Here is a 15,542-nt window from a genome sequence, read left to right as displayed (position 1 = left end):
GCGTCAACCTATCCGGGCGACCTCGGACCGTGCGGCACGGGCCGCTCGCACCTTGCCGACCGGATCAGCGCCCCAGCCCAGCACCCGGGACACCGGGGCACAGGCCAGGAACAGCGCCAGCAGCACCGCGGCGGAAGTGGTGGCGAGCCATGCCCACGCGGGCCGGTGGGCGTCGAGCCAGTCGGGGTAGCCGAGGTAGTAGACGCTCTTGATCACGAACCCGTGGAACAGGTAGACGACCAGGCTCTGGGCTCCCATCGCGGTCAGCATGCTGCGCCGACGCGGGACCAGCGACAAGAACGCCAGGGCACCCACCACGCCGAGCACGATCGTCGCGATCCTGGTGACCACGATCGGCCACGGGTGGGCACCGAGGTCGGCGTACGGGACGTCGAAGTACAGCCACTGGGTGCCGGCCCAGCTGTCCAGGTTCCAGGTGGCGACGCCCACCGCCACCACGGCGACCGCGGCACCGATCTGGACCGCACGCGTGCGCAGCAGGTAGAGGCGTGCGGGGGTCAGCACCAGACCCACGACGAAGAACGGCAGCATCCCCAGGACGCGCTCGACGTCGAAGATCTCGGTCGAGGCGTGTCCGATGAGCAGGCTCGCGGCGACGGCGACGGCGATCGCGACGTACGGCGGCACCGCGAGCAGCGCCGGCGTCATCATCCGCCAGCAGAACAGCGCCACGAGGAACCACATCGGCCAGTGCGGGTTGAGGACCAGCCGCTGGAGGTGGTCGTGGCCGACCTCGTTGCGGTAGGTCCCGAGGGCGAGCTCGAAGATGACGTACGGGACGAGCAGCGTGGTCACGGCGTTGGTGATCCGCGCGCGCGTCCAGCGCATCGACCGCGACAGGTAGCCGCTGAGCAGCACGAACGCCGGCATGTGCCACGCGTAGAGGAACGCGTAGAGGTGGTGGTTGAGCGTGGTCGTGGGCAGCATCGTCCACGAGTGACCGACGACCACGAGCGTCACCAGGACCATCTTGGCGTTGTCGAGCCAGGGGTCCCGCCCGTCCGGCTTCGAGGAGGCGACGGCCTCTCGCGACAGCCCTACGGTCATGGGCGTCAACCTAGCGAGATGTCGCCATCTCCCCCGCACCGATCCGGACCTCGTCCGGCGTACCGGCGAGGTAGGTCACAGGCTGGGCCGCCGCGACCGCCAGGTCGACGCTCCGGTCGAGCTCCCGCTTGGCCCTGCCGAACGGGTCGGCGAACCAACCCAGGACGCGGGCGACCGGGGCGCTCGCCAGCAGCAGACCGACCGCACCGAAGCCGACCGTCAGCGCGAACCAGCCCAGCACCGGGTGGCCGCCGAGCCAGTCCGGCAGCCCGAGGTAGCGGGCCTCCTTCACGAAGAAGCCGTGGAAGAGGTAGACGACCATGCTCTGAGCGCCCATCGCGGTGATCACACCGCGGCGTCGCGGCACGAGGGTCAGGAACGCCAGCGCTCCACCCAGACCGAGGGCGATCACCGCGAGCCGGGTCGGCACGGCTTCCCAGCCCTGGGTGCCGAAGTCGGCATAGGTCAGGTTGTAGAACAGCCAGTCGGAGCGGGCCCACTGGTCGATCGGACCCGTCGCCCACCAGACCCCGACCATGCCGATCAGGCCGATGGCCGGCGCGAACCGGCTGCGCAGCAGCTCGAGGTGCGCCGGGCGGGCGACCAGGCCGACGACGAAGAACGGCGCGAAGCCGCACACCCGGGCCACGTCGACGATCTCCCAGGTCGACCAGCCGATCAGCACGCTCGCCGCGACGGCCAGCCCGATCGCGGCGGGACGCGGCATCCTCAGCAGCGCCGGGGCGGCCATCCGCCACAGGAACAGGGCGACCAGGAACCACATCGGCCAGCTCGGGTGCAGCAGCTCGATGTCGAGGCTCTCGTGGCCGACGTAGGTACGGAACAGGCCGAGCAGGCACTCGAGGACGGCGTACGGCACGAGCAGGGTGCGGACCGCCGAGAGCACCTTGGCCCGGGTCCAGGTCATCGAGCGCGACAGGTAGCCGCTGATCATCACGAACGCCGGCATGTGCCAGGCGTAGAGGAAGGAGTACACGTGGTCGCCGAGCGTGCTCGAGGGCAGCATCGTCCACGAGTGACCGATGACCACGAGGGTCACCAGGATCAATTTGGCGTTGTCGAGCCAGGGGTCACGAGAGCTGCGGGGGGCGTCTGCCCGACCCCGAGAGTGGATGGGCATCCTTCATGTCTACCTCAGTCGGCGACGAGTCCCAACCTGAGGAACTCGGCCGCGTAGGTGCCGCTGAGCAGCAGCGAGGCGTAGCGCGCGACGTCCCCGTCGGCCTCCGCACGCACCGTCTCGACGCGTACGCCGTGCGCCCCGCAGGCGTCCTCGAGGCGGCTGCGCTGCTCGGCCAGGATCGGGTCGTCGGCGCCGTCGTCGAGCACCACGAGGACCGGCCGCAGGTCGGGATCGGGGTCGGCGAACGGGTCGTCGAACACGGTCCGGGGACGCGCCGCCTCGATGACGGGGAGCAGGTGCTCGGCGTCTCCGGCGAGCGCGGTGCGCCCGGACGTACGCCGGATCGACTCGGCCACCCGCCGGGCGGCGCGCGCGGCCAGCACCGAGCCGCCCCACACCAGCGGGTTGGCGTCGGCGAGCGCGATCGCCAGCATCTTGGCGGGGTTGATCGAGATGTCGCGGTGGGGCGAGCAGTCGATGGCGACCGCATCCAGCGCCTCCGCGACGGCGTCGGGGGTCGCGACCGGGCCGAGCGCGACCTGGTGCAGGAAGGAGAGCATCGCGACCGCGATGGCGAGCTGGTCGTCGGTGCTGGTCGGCATGATCGTGGTCCAGCGCGAGCCGGCGTGCTCGGCGACCATCGACCCGGGCGGGCAGGCCACCACCAGCTGGCAGCCACGACGGGCCGCCTCGGCCACGGCCGAGGCCGCGCCGACATCGCTGCCGTCGGGTGCGAGCACCACGACGAGGTCGAGGCTGCCGGCCCAGCCGGGCAGGGACGGGTTCGGCCACGCGACGAAGGGAACGGGGCAGACCGGCTCCAGCACCGCACGCAGCAGCCGCGAGTCGGGACCGGCCGCGATCACCGCACGCGGCCGGGCCTCGGAGGCGCGGGCCACCGCCTCGGCGATCGCCTCGGCCGCGGCACCGAACTCCCGGCGTACGCGCGCGCCGGACTCGGCGAGCGTGCGCAGCCGTACGTCGGCCGCCCCGAGCGCGATCTCGTCGTCGAGTCGGGACTCGTCGAACCAGCTCACCGCACGCTCGCTCTCTGCTCGGGCCCTACTGGGGCCGACGGGCCTCGTCGACCAGCAGCACCGGGATGCCGTCGGTCACGGGGTAGGCCAGGCCGCAGGAACCGCAGACCAGCTCGGGCACCTCGGTCAGCGTCAGCGATCCGCGGCAGTCGGGGCAGACGATGATCTCCAGCAGCCCCGCATCAATCACTCCGTCGACGGCCATCAGCTCTCTCCTCGGATCACGGCGAGGACCGCGTCGCGGACCTGCACCATCGTCGCCTCGTCCTTGCCCTCGGCATTGAGCCGGAGCAGCGGCTCGGTGTTCGAGGCGCGGACGTTGAACCACCAGTCGGCGTGCGCGACGGTGAGCCCGTCGAGCTCGTCGAGCGTGACGCCGTCGGCGCCGGCGTACTGCTCCTTGAGCCGGGCGAGCACCGCACCCTGGTCGGAGACGGTCGAGTTGATCTCGCCCGACATCGGGTAGCGGGCGTACTGCTGCAGCAGCCCGCTGAGCGGCTGGTCGGTCTCGGCGAGGGCGGACAGCGCGTGCAGCGCGGCCAGCATGCCGGAGTCGGCCTTCCAGAAGTCGCGGAAGTAGAAGTGGCCCGAGTGCTCGCCGCCGAAGACGGCGTCGGTCTCGGCCATCGTGGCCTTGATGTAGGAGTGACCGACGCGGGTGCGGACCGGGGTGCCGCCCTTCTCGGTCACGATCTCGGGGACCGAGCGCGAGGTGATCAGGTTGTGGATGATCGTCGATCCCGGCACCCGCGTGAGCTCGCGGTCGGCGATCAGCGCGGTCAGCGTCGAGGGCGAGACCGCGCGGCCCTGCTCGTCGACCAGGAAGCAGCGGTCGGCGTCGCCGTCGAAGGCCAGGCCGATGTCGGCCTTCTCCGCGAGGACGCGGGCCTTGAGGTCGACCAGGGTCGACTCGTCGATCGGGTTGGCCTCGTGGTTGGGGAAGGTGCCGTCGAGCTCGAAGTACATCGGCACGAGCTCGACCTGGTCACCGAGCCGCTCGAAGACGGCCGGAGCCGTGTGGCCGGCCATGCCGTTGCCCGCGTCGACGACCACCTTGAGCCGGCGGCCCGTGATCGGTGCGAGCGAGAGGACGTGCGCGGCGTACGCCTGCAGGACGTCGGTCTTGGAGATGCTGCCCGGCTGCGCGGCCGTGTGCAGCTCGCCGGTCGCGACCTTGTCGCGGATGTCGGCCAGGCCGCTCTCGACACCGACCGGCTGCGCGAGCGCGCGGCACATCTTGATGCCGTTGTACTGCGCCGGGTTGTGGCTCGCGGTGAACATCGCGCCGGGCAGGTTCAGGTGACCGCTCGCGAAGTAGAGCTGGTCGGTCGAGGCCAGGCCGATCATCGTCACGTCGGCGCCGGCGGCCGTCGCACCGTCGGCGAACGCGCCGGCCAGGCCGGGCGAGCTCGGACGCATGTCGTAGCCGATCACGACGGCATCCACACCGAGCACCTCGACGTACGCCGAACCCGCTGCGCGGGCGAGGTCCTCGTCGAGCTGTTCGGGATAGGTCCCGCGTACGTCGTAGGCCTTGAAGACCTGGGAAAGGTTGTCCGTGGAAGTCGTGCCACTGGGCATGAGGCCGACCCTAGTGGGTCAGTCGCTGGTGAGCACTCGCAGGTGACCACGACGCGCGGTCTCGCGACCGGTCTCGCGCCCGGTCTCGCGGCCCGTCTCGATCGGCTCGGGCCGCATCGGGCGCGACAGGAGCGGCTTGCCGGCCTCGCGGACGGCGTCGGCGAGGGCGAGCAGGTCGTCCTCGTTGTGCTGCGGCTCGGCCGTGCCGAGCTTGAGCCGGACGACCTCCCAGCCCCGGGGCGCGGAGAGGCGCTCGCTGTGGGCGTCGCACAGGTCGTAGGCGTGCGGCTCGGCGAAGGTGGCCAGCGGTCCCAGGACGGCGGTCTGGTCGGCGTACACGTAGGTCAGCGTCGCGACCGCGGGCCGCGCGCACGCGGTGCGGGAACAACGCCGGGCCAGACTCACGCGCCGAACGCTACCGCCCCGGGCCAGGCGCGCCGGATAGGCTCGCTGACATGGATCAGGGGGTCTCTCAGGGCGTACGCCGGCGCGACCGCCGTGGCCGCGGCCAGCGTGGGCCCGCGGTGCTGCCGAGCACCCTCTCCCCCGCCCCGCCGCTGATCCGTCAGCGCCGCCAGCTCTTCGACCGGACGGTCCTCGACGTCGTCACCGAGATCGACGACCGCTGGGCCGAGCACCTCGGGCCGATCGAGTACGCCGTCGAGGACATCCCCGTGCTGCCTGCCGACTGGAGCAGCGGCCAGGTTCCGCTCTCGTCGGTGGTGCGCCCCAAGGACGGGCCCATCCGACTGGTCGTCTTCCGCCGGCCGGTCGAGCACCGCTGCCGCGACCGCGCCGACCTCGAGGCACTCGTCCTCACGGTCGTGGTCGAGCAGGTCGCCGAGATCCTCGGGATCCCCGCCAAGGACGTCGACGCGCGCTACCCCGACGACGACTGAGCCGTCGCCGCCCCGTCAACGCGGGTGGACCGCGGGCACCTCCGCGTGCACGGTGGTGTCACGGACCGGGACGACGGTCCGCGCCTTGGCCTCGGCCACCGCCAGCGAGGCGGCGATGGAGGTGTTGCGCGGGTCGATGGTGACCACGGCGGCCTTCTTGGGCAGCGTGAGGGCCGCGCCGCGGCCCGCGCTGATGCTGATCGCCTTGTCGGCGAGCAGCACCTTGCCGCGGGCGTCGAGGACGCTGACGTGGATCGTGCCGGCGCGCAGCGCGCCACCGAGCAGCAGCCGGGTCGGCGCGTCCGGGACGATCGCGGCCGTCGGCGCGGTGATGGTCGGCGAGGCACCGACGACGCTCAGGTCACCGGCGACACCACGGGTCGTGCCCAGCAGCGGCAGGTCGGACTCGACGACCAGGCCGAGCATCCCCTTGACGGCCGACTTGGGCACGGCCTTGTCGAGCGGGACCCGCACCACGGTCTGGGGAGGTACGTCGACCGGCTGGCTGCCGGTCGGGGTGAACACGGAGTCGTTGTTGAGCACGCGCACGGTCGCCTCGGCCTGGCTGTCGCCGGGGTTGGCCAGGTAGAGCGCCCGGTCGCCGACCGAGGCGCCGAGCAGCAGGTTGGAGGTGCTGGCGGTCAGCTGAGGCGGGACGACGTCGGTGAGGACCGGGGCGCCGCCGAGACGGTCGTAGCGGTGCTGCACGCTGATGCCGGCCCGACCGCGCGACACCACGACGTGGGCCGCGAACGTCGCCCGGGTCGGCGACTGGTGGGCGAGGTCGACGGTGAGCACGGTGTGACCGGGCACGACCATGCCGCGCAGGCTCTCGGCCTCGATGGGTCCCTGCATGCCGATCAGCTCGATGTCGACGACAGCCTGGCCGCCGTCGGGGTTGCTCAGCGTGATGACCGAGTCGTTGGAGGCGGAGGCGCCGAGACCGACGTACCACTCGTCGTACGACGGAGGGGTGCACGCCGGGGCGGCGCTGGCGTCGCGCCGGCCGGCGACCAGGCCCGGGGCCGCGTCGCCCGAGGCGGTGAGGATCGTGGCCGTGCCGGCGGGGAACGAGCGGGGACGCGACGAGCCGGCGTCGACCTGGGCCGGGACGTTCCTGCCGAGCTTGCCGTGGCGACCGTCCGCCTGGATCTGGACGGTGCCACCGGCGACCTTCGGCGCCCGCGCGACGAGGATCGGCCCGGCGTGGTGCGCGGCCGGCGGCGGGCAGGCCATGGTCGCCGAGGTGAGGTTGCTGGAGACCGGCGGCAGCGAGCCACCGGGCTCGGTGTGCCGGTCGCCGACCGCCGCGACGCCGAGCGCGACGACTGCCGGGAGCCCGACCGCGAGCGCGACCAGGAGGTCGACCCGGCGACCGCCGTCCTCGGCGCGACGACCCGGCGCGGCCGCGTTGTGGCTCGCGCGACGGCTGAACCGCGGGCGCTTGGGCTCAGTCGGCTCAATCGGCTCGGTGGGCTCGGTGGGCTCAGTCATTGCGGCTCCTTCGCATCGAGGGCAGCGCGAGCACGACGACCACCAGCACGCCCGCCAGCTGGATCAGCAGCAGGAGGTCGCGCGGCCAGTCGCGCGGTCCGGCGACGGCGTCGGCCGGCGGCTCGCCGGCGACCTGCCAGGCGCGGGTCTCGCGGTCGGCGGTGCTGGCGCGGGTCAGGCCGCTGGTCGCGTCGAGACGCTGCGCGACGGACCCGTCACCGGGGGCGGGCTGGACGATGTAGCGGATGCCACGGTCACGCAGGCTGACGACCGCGGCCGGGCTGGGCGAGGTGGCCAGGTCCTGGACCAGGGCCTCGACCGTGCGGTCGCCGGGGGTGAGCGCCTCGATCTCGTCCTCGCCGACGGTGAGGCCGTCACCACGGACGACCTGGTAGCTCAACCCACCCGCGACACCACCACGCAGGACGAGGACGCCGTACTGGTCGCCCCGCTCGGCCTGCTGGGCCATGAACACCGGCACGCCGCTGTCGGCGGCCGCCTGGATCTCGTTGCCACCGCCCACCGCGAACCAGCCGAGCCCCGTCGCCGAGACGGCGATCGCGGCCAGGCCGACGATGCCGAGACCGAGCTGGACCAGCCGCGGTACGACGACGTCGCGCAGGGCAACCGTGCCGAGCGCGATCGCCGTCAGCCAGGCGGCGCCCAGGAGCAGCAGCACCGCGCCGAGGCCGGGTTGCTGGTGGGTCAGGCCGGGCAGCTGGATGGAGAGGCGCGCGAGCGGGACGGCCACGACGGCAGCCACGGCCGCGACCAGCCAGCACACGACGACGCCGACCCGCGTCGATCGCGGGACCAGGGCCAGCGCGGCCAGCACCGGCAGCAGGAGGCCGAGCCACCACGGGGCACCGACGTCGCCGAACCGGCCCGCGAGCAGGTCGAGGCCACCGGTCGACGCCGTCGGCCACCGGCCGATGTCGAGGAAGAGCCCGTCGCCGGCGTGCTCCCACAGCGAGGGCAGCCACCAGGGAGCGAGCAGGAGGAGAGGTACGCCGAGCGCCGCGACCGGCGGTCCCCACACGGAGCGGTCGGCGAGCGCGGCACGCACGACCTTCGCCGCCACACCCAGGACGACGGCCACCAGGACGGCGCACAGCCACCACATCACCGGGGTGAACGCGGTCAGCAGGGTGAGCAGGAGGCCGGCCCGCCAGGCGGCGCGCCAGCGTCGCTCAGGGTCGGGGTCGGCGAAGCCGAGGGCCGCATGACCCATCCAGGGCAGCAGGGCGGCCGCGACGACGACACCCCAACGGCCGCTCCCCCAGGCACCCGCGACCAGGGGGACCAGGGCGTACGTCGTGGCGGCCCACAGCAGCAGCCACTTGTTCATGCCGTGCGGGGACTGGAGGCGACCCACCACGCGCAGGAAGCGCCAGGCACCCCACAGGGCCGCGAGCGGAGCGCCGACGAGCAGCAGGGACATGGTCAGGCCGGGACCGAAGATCGTGCCCAGGACGGCCAGCGGTCCGACGTACGCCGGAGCGGGGACCCCCGAGCCGAAGCCGATCGGGTGCCAGCCGGCGAGGTGCAGGGTCCACCAGGCGCCGCGACCGGTGGGCGCGGGCGAGAGCGACCCGCCGGCGATGTCGCCGAACGCGCTGCGGGCACCGATCAGGAGAGCGAGCGCGACGAGCGCGATCGCGATCGCCAGCGGGCTGGTGAAGAAGCGGACGATCCAGCCGTTGTCCTCGAGGTCGTCCTCGGTCGTGCTGTGGCGGGCCTGCACCTTGGTGGGCTCGTTCTCGGCCGCGGCGATGCGACGGCGCTCGGCGACGTCGGCGGCCTGGTTGCTGGCCGCGGTGAACAGGTCGATCACGAAGTCGAGGCCGTGGCGGTAGGGCAGCCACCAGGGCGCGAGGTGCCGGCGTACGTTCTCGTGGTCGTAGGTGCCGTCGGCGAACTCGGCGCGACGGCTGGCACGCCCGGCGAGGATCTCGCGCGGGTGGGCGATCACCGACGTGATCGCGGCGACCTCGTCGAGGGCCTCACCGACGCTGCGGACCAGGAGGTAGCCGAGCGCGCGGATCATCGAGCCGAGCACGAGCCGGATCGCCTGCAGCGGCAGCCAGGCCCCGCGACCGTTGACCATCAGCGTGTAGAGCGCCGCGCGGCGCTCCTGGAAGTGCGTGTGCTTGCCCGTGAGCGGCGTCGTGCGTACGCCGCGGTGCGCGGCCTCGGCGTGGAAGACGACGGCCTGCGGGACGATCAGCGTGGTGCGGCCGGACGCGGCGGCGCGCCAGCCGAGGTCGACGTCGTTGCCGAACATCGGGAGCCGCTCGTCGAAGCCACCGAGGGCGTCGAAGGCATCACGCCGGATCAGCATGCCGGCGGAGTTGACCGCCAGGACCTCGTGGACGTCGTCGTGCTGGCCCTGGTCGTACTCGCCGCGCTCCAGGCCGGTCTCGCGCCGGCCGGTGCCGCTGATCGTGACGCCGACCTCGAGCAGGCGCTTGAGCGAGGGCCACTCGCGCAGCTTGGGACCGAGGATGTCGACGTCGGGCCGCGCGGCGGCGGCCGCCAGCAGGGCCTCGAGGGCGCCCGGGTCGGGGTTGGAGTCGTCGTGCAGGATCCAGAGCCACTCGGGCTGGTGGCCGTGCTCGGCGAGGGCGTCCGCAGCGTGCTTGATCGCCTGCGGGAACGTCGTACGGGCATCGGCCCGGAGGACCGCGGCAGGCACGCCGCCGTCGTTGAGCGTGGACTCGATGAGGTCCGCGCTGCCGTCCTCGCTACCGGTGTCGACCGCCACGATCGAGGCGATCGGCGCGGTCTGCGCGGCGATGCCGGCGAGAACGGGGACCAGCCAGGACGAGCCGTCGTGGCTGACGAGAAGGACCGAGACCTGCGGGGCTGACACGATCGGTCAGCCTACGGCGCAGGACCCGGTCCGTCTCAAACCGCCCGCTTCTTCAGCTTGCGTCGCTCGCGCTCGGACAGGCCGCCCCAGATGCCGAAGCGCTCGTCGTTGCCGAGCGCGGCCTCCAGGCACTCGCCCCGGACCTCGCAGGTCTGGCAGACCTTCTTGGCCTCGCGCGTCGACCCGCCCTTCTCCGGGAAGAAGGCCTCCGGATCAGTCTGTGCGCAGAGCGCACGCTCCTGCCATCCGAGCTCCTCGGACTCTGCCTCGACCAGGAAGAGTTCCCTCACGGTTCCGCCCCTTTCGACCCCAACGGCTGTTTGGTGTTACCGGCCGGTCGCAGTCCGTTGATTTTCCCCTGTCAACGGGCCACGCCGGTGAACGCCACTGGTGAAATTACACGCATGTCATACGCGGGAAGTCAACCCCGAACCTGCTATACGTCAAGGCAACGGGGCGCCTGTCCGGCCCGGTGGGGAGTGTGCTCCCGCGTGTCCGGCAGAGTGGTCCCATGCGCGCTGAGCCCATCCGTCGCCTGACCGTCCTGTCCGGAGGAATGGGTGGAGCCAAGTTCCTCCAGGGACTGCTCCACGGTATCCGTTCCGGCACCCTGCCCGGCGTCGGGGCCGACGCCGTGGTCAGCGTCATCGCCAACACCGCCGATGACTGGTACATCCACGGTCTCAAGGTCTGCCCGGACCTCGACACGGTCATGTACACCCTCGGCGACGGCATCGACCTGGAGCGCGGCTGGGGCCGGCGTGAGGAGACCTGGAGCGCCAAGGAGGAGCTGGCGGCGTACGGCGTCGAGCCCACCTGGTTCGGGCTCGGCGACCGCGACATCGCCACCCACCTGGTCCGCACCCAGCTGATGGAGGCGGGCTACCCGCTCTCGAAGGTCACCGAGGCGCTGTGCAAGCGCTGGCTGGCGCCGACGTACGCCGACGCGCTGCGCCTGCTGCCGATGACCGACGACCGCGTGGAGACCCACGTCGCCGTGGCGGATCCCGAGCAGCCCAGCGGCAAGCGGGTCATGCACTTCCAGGAGTACTGGGTGCGCCTCCACGCCGAGGTCCCGGCCGAGACCGTCATCGCGGTCGGCCTGGAGAGCGCGACGCCGGCACCGGGCGTGCTCGAGGCGATCGGCGAGGCCGACCTGGTGATCCTGCCGCCGTCCAACCCGGTCGTCTCCGTCGGCACCATCCTCGGTGTCCCGGGCATCCGGGCCGCGGTCCGCGAGACCTCCGCGAAGGTCGTCGGCCTCTCCCCCATCGTCGGTGACTCGCACGTGCGCGGCATGGCCGAGCAGATGCTGACCTCCATCGGCGTCGAGGTCAGCGCCGCCGATGTCGGGCTCAACTACGGCGCCCGCTCCGCCGGCGGCATCCTCGACGGCTGGCTGATCGACGAGCGCGACGCCGCGCAGGTCGACCGGCTCACCTCCGCAGGCATCGCGTGTGCCGGCGTACCCCTCATGATGACCGACCACGACGCCACCGCGGCGATGGCCGCGGCCGCGATCGCCCTCGTCGAGCCGGCCTGATGCTGCAGGTCTGGGCGCCCGAGGGCGTGCCGGAGATCAGCGAGGGCGACGACCTCGCGGCGGTCCTGCTGCCGCTGGTCGACCTCGAGGACGGCGACGTCGTGGTGGTCACCAGCAAGGTGGTCAGCAAGGCCGAGGGTCGCGTCGTCACCGGTGACCGTGAGGAGTGGATCTCGGCCGAGACCGATCGGGTGGTGGCCGTCCGCGGCGCCACCCGCATCGTGCGCAACCGGCTCGGCCTGACGATGGCCGCGGCCGGCATCGACAACAGCAACGTCGCCCAGGGGTACGCCGTCCTGCTCCCCCTCGACCCGGACGCGTCCGCGCGGGTGCTGCGCGCGGCCGTCGCGGAGCGGGCCGGCGTGAACGTCGGCGTCGTCGTCACCGACACCGCCGGCCGCGCCTGGCGCGAGGGACAGACCGACATCGCGGTCGGCGCGGCCGGCCTGGTCGTCGCCGAGGACTTCGCCGGCTGGCTCGACGCCCACGGCAACGAGCTCGCGGTCACCGCCCCCGCGGTCGCCGACGAGATCGCGTCGGCTGCCGAGCTCGCCCAGGGCAAGCTCGGCGGGCGCCCGTTCGCGGTCGTCCGCGGGCGTGCCGACCTGGTGCTCGCGCCCGGCGAGGACGGTCCCGGCGCCGCCGCGCTGATCCGCCCCGAGGGCGGCGACCTGTTCGGGTACGGCGCCCGCGAGGCCGTCGTGCGCGCGCTCACCGGCAACCCCGACGACGCGCGTCCCTTCGGCAGCCCCGTCCCGGCCGAGGAGCTCTCCGCCGCGCTGACCCGGGTCGGAGCGACGGGCATCGAGGTCGACGGCGACGCGCTGGGCTGCGTCGCCGTACGCCCCGATGCGGTGCGCGCGGTCGCCTTCGCGCACGGCTGGAGCATCGACGAGCCGCAGATCGGCGCCCTCCTGCGGCTGCGACCCCTCACTCCGTAGACTCACCGCGACCGTCCGCTCAACTCAGACCCGAGGTACTCCCCCGTGGCCAAGCCCAACTCCGCATCGTCGGACCGCCAGAAGGTCATCAACGACCTTCGACGCAAGCAGAAGCGCTCCGCCAACATGCAGGGGACGCTGATCCTCGCGGTCTGCATCGCGATCGCCCTGGGCGTGATCGCGGTCGTCACGATCCCGATCGTGAAGAACAAGATCGAGGCCAACAAGTGGAAGGGCAAGGACCTCGCGTCGGTCGGCTCGGCCGCCTCGGTCTGCCAGCCGGTCAAGACCCACCCCGCCAACGGTGTGCAGCAGCACGTCGACCAGGGCGTGACGGTCACCTATGACACCGCGCCGCCGGCGTACGGCAAGCACTGGAACGTCGCCGGCCTCGCGCCCGCGCCGATCGACCAGCGCTTCTACAGCACCTCCGAGGCGCTGCCGCTCGAGGTGCTCGTGCACAACCTCGAGCACGGCTACACGATCCTCTGGTACGACGACACCATCGCCAAGGACCCCAAGGCCCTCGACGAGGTCAAGGGCATCGCCAGCATCCTCGACGCCAACGACACCAACAACCGCCTCTCCTTCAAGGCCACCCCGTGGCTCTCGAAGTACGAGAAGCAGATCAAGGGCCACGCCGGCTTCCCCGCCGGTGAGCACATCGCCTTCACCCACTGGACCGCCGGCAAGAACAACAAGGCCCTCGGCGTGTGGCAGTACTGCTCCGCCCCCAGCGGCGCGGCCCTGAAGAAGTTCATGGCCGACTACCCCTACACCGACGCCCCCGAGCCCATCGGCGGCGTGGTCATGCAGCAGTAGCTCGCGGCTTCACTGACGCTCGTGCCAGATGTTCTGGTTCCAGATGTTCTGGGCGTGTGTCCGTCAGGTCCTCAAAATCGGGACCCAAATCGAAAACTCACTCACATGTGAGTGAGCTGGCGCGCCGCGGTTGCGGCGCTTCGCGCCGCTCACTCACATGTGAGTGAGTTTTCGATTTGGGTCCCGATTTTGAGGACCTGACGGACACACGCCACGCCAACATGGGACCCGCGACGGCGGAGCCCTCACGTCAGGTCGGCGCGACCGTTCTCCTTGAGCGCCGCGACGATCGCCTTCACGTCCTGCGCGCGGTCGCGCGTGGTGACCAGGAGGGCGTCGGGGGTGTCCACGACGACGATGTCGTCGAGGCCGACGACGGCGACGAGCCGGCCGGAGCCGGGGACGACGACGCCCGTGGCCCCTTCAGCCTGGACCAGCGCCCCGTCGCCGAGGACGGTGAGCTCGTCGCGCTCGCCGAGCAGGCCCGCCAGGGAGTCGAAGTCGCCGACGTCGTCCCAGCCGAAGCCACCGGGTACGACGGCCACGCGGCCGGCCGCGGCAGCGGGCTCGGCGACGGCGTGGTCGATGGCGATCTTGGGCAGCTGCGGCCAGATCTCGCCGAGGCGGTGGGGCTCGGCCGCGATCGCACGCAGGTTCACGGCGAACTCCGCGTCGCGCTCGGCGAGCAGGTCCAGCAGCACGCTCGGTCGTACGACGAACATGCCGGCGTTCCAGCGGAAGCGGCCGCTCGCGACGTACTCCTCGGCGACGGGGACCGACGGCTTCTCGACGAACTCCTCGACCCGGAACGCGCCGTCGAGCCCCGGCAGCGCATCGCCCTGGCGGATGTAGCCGAAGGCGGAGGACGGGAACGTCGGGTCGATGCCGATGGTGACCAGCCAGCCCTCCCGAGCGGCGGCCGCGGCACGGCGCACGGTCGCGGCGAAGACCTCGGGCTGGTCGATCACGTGGTCGGCGGCGAAGGAGCCCATGACCTCGGCTCCCTGCGCCTCGAGGACGGCGGCGGCCAGGCCGATCGCGGCCATCGAGTCGCGCGCCGAGGGCTCGGCCCAGACGCCGGAGCCGGACAGCGCGGTGAGCTGGGAGAGGACCGCCGGCCGGTGCGCCTCGCCGGTGACCACCAGGAAGCGGTCCTCGGCCAGCGGCGCCAGCCGGTCGTGGGTCTGCTCCAGCAGCGTGCGCCCGCTGCCGGTCAGGTCGTGCAGGAACTTGGGCGATCCCTGCCGCGACAGCGGCCAGAGCCGGGTACCGGCCCCGCCGCACGGGATGACGGCCCAGAAGCCCTCGATGGTGGATCCCTCGGTGCTCGCGGACATGGCGCGAACACTAGTCGGGGCCGCCGTACGCTCGACGCCGTGCCTGCTCACGACACCTTCGCCGCCGTCCTCGCCGACCGCCTGCGCCGCGACCCCGGCCAGCCGCTGGTCACCTTCTACGACGAGAGCACCGGCGAGCGCGTGGAGCTGTCGGTGACGACGTACGCCAACTGGGTGGCCAAGGCGAGCTCGCTGCTCGTCGACGAGCTCGGCCTGGAGCGCGGCGACACCATCGCCATCGACCTGCCCACGCACTGGCTCGGCACCGTCTTCGTGGGCGCCGCGCTCGGCACCGGGTTGACGCTGACCACCGACCCCGCGCCGCACGTCGCCGTCTGCGGACCCGACACGGTGGGCGCGTGGGCCGGGCGGACCGCACAGACCCAGGTCCTCGCCTGCTCGCTGCTGCCGATGGGCGTGCGCTTCCAGGAGCCGCTGCCGGCCGGCGTCCTCGACGTCGGGGTGGAGATCTGGAGCCAGCCGGACGCGTTCGCGGCGTACGACCCGCCGAGCGGCGACGACCTCGCGGTCGACGAGCCGAGCCGCACCCAGGCCGAGGTGATGAGGGCGGCCGCCGCCGGGAGTCTCCTCACCGACGGCGGCCGCCTCCTGGCGACCGCGAACCCGGCTTCCCCACCGGAGATCGCGATCTTCATCGAACCGCTCGTGAAGGGCGGTTCCCTGGTCCTGGTCACCCGGGCCGACCAGCCGCGTCTCGAGGCGATCGATGTCGCCGAGCGTGCGACCGCTCGCTTCCCTGCCTGAGTGACCAGGACCGGTGTGTCGACCAGCGTGTGCTGATCA

The 15,542-nt window shown here is 72.3% G+C and carries 15 protein-coding genes; 5 read left to right on the top strand and 10 right to left on the bottom strand.

The genetic code is table 11. From position 1 onward, the window contains the following. Window positions 1-3: 3 nt before the first annotated feature. From ACYVJ3_RS10950 to ACYVJ3_RS10925, 6 genes are read right to left on the bottom strand one after another with little or no spacing between them, the layout of a single operon-like run. Window positions 4-1,068 carry an acyltransferase family protein gene (locus ACYVJ3_RS10950; RefSeq protein WP_460853012.1) on the bottom strand — a complete coding sequence of 355 codons (1,065 nt, stop codon included), beginning with the start codon at window positions 1,066-1,068 and terminating at the stop codon, window positions 4-6. A gap of 10 nt (window positions 1,069-1,078) precedes the next feature. Then, window positions 1,079-2,209: an acyltransferase family protein gene (locus ACYVJ3_RS10945; protein ID WP_460853011.1), complete on the bottom strand. Its 1,131-nt coding sequence runs from the start codon at window positions 2,207-2,209 to the stop codon at window positions 1,079-1,081. Window positions 2,210-2,223: 14 nt separating this feature from the next. Then, entirely contained in the window at window positions 2,224-3,249 is a 1,026-nt protein-coding gene (locus ACYVJ3_RS10940; RefSeq protein ID WP_460853010.1) for an SIS domain-containing protein, read from the bottom strand. 25 nt (window positions 3,250-3,274) lie between these two features. Further along, window positions 3,275-3,454 (bottom strand): Trm112 family protein, encoded by a 180-nt coding sequence (locus ACYVJ3_RS10935; protein ID WP_460853008.1) that lies wholly within the window; start codon window positions 3,452-3,454, stop codon window positions 3,275-3,277. Next, the gene (locus ACYVJ3_RS10930; RefSeq protein ID WP_460853007.1) at window positions 3,454-4,830 is read right to left on the bottom strand and encodes a phosphomannomutase/phosphoglucomutase; all 1,377 of its coding nucleotides are present in this window, start codon (window positions 4,828-4,830) and stop codon (window positions 3,454-3,456) included. The genes ACYVJ3_RS10935 and ACYVJ3_RS10930 overlap by 1 nt, the downstream gene beginning before the upstream one ends. A gap of 18 nt (window positions 4,831-4,848) precedes the next feature. After that, window positions 4,849-5,235: a DUF3499 domain-containing protein gene (locus ACYVJ3_RS10925; protein WP_460853006.1), complete on the bottom strand. Its 387-nt coding sequence runs from the start codon at window positions 5,233-5,235 to the stop codon at window positions 4,849-4,851. Between the two features lie 50 nt (window positions 5,236-5,285). Here ACYVJ3_RS10925 and ACYVJ3_RS10920 point away from each other — a divergent pair, with 50 nt between their 5' ends. Then, window positions 5,286-5,729: a metallopeptidase family protein gene (locus ACYVJ3_RS10920; RefSeq protein ID WP_460853005.1), complete on the top strand. Its 444-nt coding sequence runs from the start codon at window positions 5,286-5,288 to the stop codon at window positions 5,727-5,729. Window positions 5,730-5,744: 15 nt separating this feature from the next. Here ACYVJ3_RS10920 and ACYVJ3_RS10915 read toward each other — a convergent pair whose 3' ends face one another. Genes ACYVJ3_RS10915 through ACYVJ3_RS10905 form a run of 3 tightly spaced genes read right to left on the bottom strand, consistent with a single transcriptional unit; the run spans window position 5,745 to window position 10,385 of the window. Beyond that, entirely contained in the window at window positions 5,745-7,223 is a 1,479-nt protein-coding gene (locus tag ACYVJ3_RS10915) for a DUF5719 family protein (protein WP_460853004.1), read from the bottom strand. Continuing rightward, window positions 7,216-10,095, bottom strand: a complete 2,880-nt coding sequence (locus ACYVJ3_RS10910) for a glycosyltransferase family 2 protein (protein WP_460853003.1) — start codon at window positions 10,093-10,095, stop codon at window positions 7,216-7,218. The genes ACYVJ3_RS10915 and ACYVJ3_RS10910 overlap by 8 nt, the downstream gene beginning before the upstream one ends. A 35-nt stretch (window positions 10,096-10,130) precedes the next feature. After that, window positions 10,131-10,385 carry a WhiB family transcriptional regulator gene (locus ACYVJ3_RS10905; protein ID WP_460853002.1) on the bottom strand — a complete coding sequence of 85 codons (255 nt, stop codon included), beginning with the start codon at window positions 10,383-10,385 and terminating at the stop codon, window positions 10,131-10,133. A gap of 221 nt (window positions 10,386-10,606) precedes the next feature. Here ACYVJ3_RS10905 and cofD point away from each other — a divergent pair, with 221 nt between their 5' ends. The 3 genes from cofD to ACYVJ3_RS10890 are packed head-to-tail and all read left to right on the top strand — an operon-like array spanning window position 10,607 to window position 13,401. Beyond that, window positions 10,607-11,638: a 2-phospho-L-lactate transferase gene (gene cofD, locus ACYVJ3_RS10900; RefSeq protein WP_460853001.1), complete on the top strand. Its 1,032-nt coding sequence runs from the start codon at window positions 10,607-10,609 to the stop codon at window positions 11,636-11,638. After that, complete coding sequence (gene cofE / locus ACYVJ3_RS10895; protein ID WP_460853000.1) at window positions 11,638-12,579, top strand: coenzyme F420-0:L-glutamate ligase; 942 nt, start codon at window positions 11,638-11,640, stop codon at window positions 12,577-12,579. The genes cofD and cofE overlap by 1 nt, the downstream gene beginning before the upstream one ends. A gap of 45 nt (window positions 12,580-12,624) precedes the next feature. Further along, entirely contained in the window at window positions 12,625-13,401 is a 777-nt protein-coding gene (locus ACYVJ3_RS10890) for a DUF3105 domain-containing protein (protein WP_460852999.1), read from the top strand. A 245-nt stretch (window positions 13,402-13,646) separates the two neighbouring features. Here the strand turns inward: ACYVJ3_RS10890 and ACYVJ3_RS10885 are convergent, their stop codons facing one another. Beyond that, a complete protein-coding gene (locus tag ACYVJ3_RS10885) occupies window positions 13,647-14,738 on the bottom strand; it encodes a mannose-1-phosphate guanylyltransferase (protein WP_460852998.1) in 1,092 nt (363 codons plus the stop codon). 39 nt (window positions 14,739-14,777) lie between these two features. Between ACYVJ3_RS10885 and ACYVJ3_RS10880 the strand changes: the two genes are divergently transcribed. Then, window positions 14,778-15,503 (top strand): TIGR03089 family protein, encoded by a 726-nt coding sequence (locus ACYVJ3_RS10880; RefSeq protein WP_460852997.1) that lies wholly within the window; start codon window positions 14,778-14,780, stop codon window positions 15,501-15,503. Window positions 15,504-15,542: the final 39 nt, after the last annotated feature.

It is taken from the genome of Nocardioides montaniterrae (assembly GCF_054782655.1).
The sequence above is the reverse complement of the archived record's forward strand: the minus strand, read 5'-3'. Positions and strand labels throughout refer to the sequence as shown.

What these genes read in the sequence shown, in the direction of transcription:
- ACYVJ3_RS10950 (WP_460853012.1), bottom strand. Translation starts at nt 1,068, where the DNA reads ATGACCGTAGGGCTGTCGCGAGAGGCCGTCGCCTCCTCGAAGCCGGAC.
- ACYVJ3_RS10885 (WP_460852998.1), bottom strand. Translation starts at nt 14,738, where the DNA reads ATGTCCGCGAGCACCGAGGGATCCACCATCGAGGGCTTCTGGGCCGTC.
- ACYVJ3_RS10915 (WP_460853004.1), bottom strand. Translation starts at nt 7,223, where the DNA reads ATGACTGAGCCCACCGAGCCCACCGAGCCGATTGAGCCGACTGAGCCC.
- ACYVJ3_RS10935 (WP_460853008.1), bottom strand. Translation starts at nt 3,454, where the DNA reads ATGGCCGTCGACGGAGTGATTGATGCGGGGCTGCTGGAGATCATCGTC.
- ACYVJ3_RS10930 (WP_460853007.1), bottom strand. Translation starts at nt 4,830, where the DNA reads ATGCCCAGTGGCACGACTTCCACGGACAACCTTTCCCAGGTCTTCAAG.
- cofD (WP_460853001.1), top strand. Translation starts at nt 10,607, where the DNA reads ATGCGCGCTGAGCCCATCCGTCGCCTGACCGTCCTGTCCGGAGGAATG.
- ACYVJ3_RS10920 (WP_460853005.1), top strand. Translation starts at nt 5,286, where the DNA reads ATGGATCAGGGGGTCTCTCAGGGCGTACGCCGGCGCGACCGCCGTGGC.
- cofE (WP_460853000.1), top strand. Translation starts at nt 11,638, where the DNA reads ATGCTGCAGGTCTGGGCGCCCGAGGGCGTGCCGGAGATCAGCGAGGGC.
- ACYVJ3_RS10945 (WP_460853011.1), bottom strand. Translation starts at nt 2,209, where the DNA reads ATGCCCATCCACTCTCGGGGTCGGGCAGACGCCCCCCGCAGCTCTCGT.